This is a genomic window from Halomicronema sp. CCY15110 (genome assembly GCF_016888165.1).
Taxonomy (GTDB): Bacteria; Cyanobacteriota; Cyanobacteriia; order Phormidesmidales; family Phormidesmidaceae; genus Halomicronema.
Map to the genome: position 1 here is coordinate 1 of NZ_JACSWC010000367.1, position 3,233 is coordinate 3,233.

A 3,233-nucleotide genomic window follows, 5' to 3' on the forward strand; every position below is an offset into this window, starting at 1 on the left:
GGCTCAGGAAATTTGAGGCCATCTTTCAGGGATGGTCACTAGCCCAGGAGGGATTTATGTGTACTTAGTAGCCCAGCTTTGGGAGAAGGGACTGGGGGATGTAGAGCTTTGCTCTTCCCGCCGGGTGGGCGGATCGGTATCGGGACTTATGCCGTTGAGTACTAGGAGAGCGATCGCTGTGGCTTCTATCACAATTGATCTTTCAGACAGCCAATTTCAAAAGCTAGAGAATTTAGCAAGAGTGCACGGCATTGCGACTGAAGTGCTTTTGAAGGCAAGCTTGGAGGATTGGCTAAATTTACAAAAAGGTGATTTTGTTAATGCAGCCGATTATGTGTTGGAAAAAAACGCTGAACTATATCGGCGTTTGGCATGATCCGCTATTTGACACTGATTGAGGTATTAGAGCTACATCGCAAAATTCTTGAACAATCTGGTGGAGCATTAGGTATTCGAGATATGGGGCTGTTAGAATCAGCGATCGCTCAGCCCCGAATGACGTTTGACGCAGAAGACTTGTACCCAAGTTTGCTGGAGAAAGCAGCAGCATTAGGATTTTCCATTATCTTGAATCATCCCTTCATAGATGGAAATAAACGTACAGGTCATGCTGCTACGGAGACTTTTCTTGTTTTGAATGGTATGGAAATTAACGCCTCTGTGGATGAACAAGAGCGTATGGTGTTGGCGATCGCATCAGGTGAGCTAAGCCGTGAGGCATTTGTAGAATGGTTGCAACGGAACACAACCGCCAGCTAACAAGTCGTTGGAGCGGCGTATAAAAATTGATTGCTTTGTTTATGTGTTACTAGCGCCGCTCAACTTGGTCGTTGTCTTGCCGGCGGCTCTGGGAATAAACAGTAATTCTCAATATTGGCGACGGGGCAGCATTCGGTAATGACCTGAACGGCGATCGCCCCGTTCCCGATGGTCGATATGGTGCAATATTACGACATGAGACATCTGTAAAGCGAGGGCACCGATGAGCAAAAACCGAATGCGGTATCAATGGTTTCAAGATGTGCCCCGCAACGTGACTCGGCGCGAATACCAACGGCTACAGTTCTTGAGTTTTGTGGCTATGGGGCTCGGTGGAGTGGCGGTGATGCTGGTGTTCGCAGTGGTCACCGGGCTGACCTTAAACACCTCTCGTGAGTTAGAGGATACTGAGCAGCTCACGCTAGCAGAAGCGCTGGCCTACGAGGGCGATCGCCTCGATTTAGTCAAAATCGAGGGCTTTGTCGTGGCCGATGACCCGCCCACCATGCCGGATGATGAGACGCGCCAGATCATTCGCGGTGAACTGACCATTACCGCACGCCCCACTGCGGACGCGGGGACAGAAGATAATCCGCCCCAAGACGTGGTGTTATACGATTGGGCCGCCGCCGCTGAGCCTGTCTTTTTGGCCGAGAGCGATCGCCAGCGATTGCCGTTAGCCTTCGACTTGTCCGTCTTACCGATGCAGGCGGAGTCCGGCCCCATCGATGTCGAAACGGTGCGGGTCGGCGACAGCGCCCGCACCAGCCGCCCGGTTGCCGTACAGCTGGGTGACGAAACGTTTCCCCTGCCCTTAGACACGTGGGGAGAGATTGACTCCGTGCTGACCGATGTGTCGCGGCAAGTGCTGCCCTATGGCGAGTCGATCGTGGTGGTTGCCGCTCTGGAATCGACGCCGAATGGGCCGCAGTTGGTTGATCCGCTGGGCGATCGCCTCCAGGTTTACATCGGCACCGAAGCCGACATTCGCGCCACGGGACAGCGCCTGCGGGTGGTCTTTGGGTTGCTGGCGATCGCGCTGGGTGTCGCCAGCTTTTTTGTGGCGCGATCGGCGCTTCAGTTACGACAAGAATTTCTCCAACGCTCCAATCAGTAGCAGGGCCTCACAAGGTCAGGGACTGCACTGCCGCAGGCCCCATGGATGGCAGCCAGTATGGCCGCAACCACCGGGTGAGGCACGACGAAATTATCGGTTTGTGTTCGGAGCTATCGAATGTTGTCTCAACGAACTATCTGCCACCGCCTCAACGCCGCTCTGAGCTTAGCTGGGCTCACGTTATTGACCGGCTGCTCGGTCGGCCCAGTGGCACCGCCCCCCAACCTGACGGCATCCCGGTGTGAGGCCCAACCGGGCTTTATCTTCGTGGCGGCTGGCCCCTTTGCAGCCGGGAGTGCCCCGGAGGAGCGCGAGTATGGCTACCAGATTGCCGCCGAAGCGATCGGGGATACCCCCGAGGCGATCGCTGCGGCCAAAAGACAACTCCAAGAAAGACGTTGGTTTGCGGGAGAACGGACACCGACGGAAATCGACCTGCCCGCTTTTTGTCTCAGTGCCAACCTGGTCACCCAGGCCAACTACGCCCAGTTCGTTGCGGCCACCCAGCATCGCGCCCCCGGCATTTCCGAGGCAGACTATCAAGCGCAGGGCTTTCTGGTGCATCCCTACGAAACCGTGCAGCCGTATCTCTGGCAGGCCAATCAGCCCCCCAGCGATCGCCAACAGCATCCCGTCGTTCTGGTCTCCTATGCCGATGCCTTAGCCTATGCCGCATGGCGGGGCCAGCAAGACGGCGTGACCTATCGCCTGCCCACCGAGCTGGAATGGCAAAAAGCCGCTCGCGGTACCGATGGCCGCTATTTTCCCTGGGGCAATCAGTGGCAAGATGACGCTACCAACTGGGGCGGTAGCGGCCTGGATGGCACCAGCGCGATCGCTACCTTTCCCCTCAGTCGCAGCCCCTACGGTGTGGAAGACATGGCGGGAAACGTCTTCGAATTCACCAGTACGTTGGTCAATGACGATACCCAAGCCGTAATGGTGGGGTGCTCTTGGGATGATCTCCCCGGCTTTTGTCGTGCCGCTTACCGCCATACCCGCCCAGTAGATTCCCGGCATATTTTGTTTGGGTTTCGCCTGGTGGTGGAGTAATTCTTCAATAGAAATCTGGCCGATTCTAAGGAAACTCTCAGGTAATCGCCAGACCTTACTGCTTAGATAAGAGGAATTCCCCCAAGGAATCATTTAACTTCGTTGAGGAAAATGAGATGCGGCTTAGCTACTTTAGTGCGATCGCGATCGCCGGTGTATTGGCGACAGGCACGGTGGCCTGTGGCGGTGCCACCACTGACACCGGTGTGCAAGAAGAGGTTGATCCCTGTGCCGCTGATCCTTGCGCGGCTGACCCTTGTGCCGCTGATCCTTGCGCGGCTGACCCTTGTGCCGCTGATCCTTG

At 55.9% G+C, this 3,233-nt stretch carries 4 protein-coding genes and 1 pseudogene; all 5 read left to right on the top strand.

The features are described 5' to 3' along the window. Nucleotides 1-178 precede the first annotated feature (178 nt). Entirely contained in the window at nt 179-376 is a 198-nt protein-coding gene (locus tag JUK32_RS17500; RefSeq protein WP_204140153.1) for a DNA-binding protein, read from the top strand. Continuing rightward, complete coding sequence (locus JUK32_RS17505; protein ID WP_204140154.1) at nt 373-759, top strand: type II toxin-antitoxin system death-on-curing family toxin; 387 nt, start codon at nt 373-375, stop codon at nt 757-759. The genes JUK32_RS17500 and JUK32_RS17505 overlap by 4 nt, the downstream gene beginning before the upstream one ends. Nucleotides 760-982: 223 nt before the next feature. Next, nucleotides 983-1,876 (top strand): hypothetical protein, encoded by an 894-nt coding sequence (locus JUK32_RS17510; protein ID WP_204140155.1) that lies wholly within the window; start codon nt 983-985, stop codon nt 1,874-1,876. A gap of 117 nt (nt 1,877-1,993) precedes the next feature. After that, complete coding sequence (locus JUK32_RS17515; RefSeq protein ID WP_204140156.1) at nt 1,994-2,929, top strand: SUMF1/EgtB/PvdO family nonheme iron enzyme; 936 nt, start codon at nt 1,994-1,996, stop codon at nt 2,927-2,929. Nucleotides 2,930-3,045: 116 nt separating this feature from the next. Next, nucleotides 3,046-3,233, top strand: a pseudogene (locus JUK32_RS17520) (hypothetical protein); the annotation flags it as partial.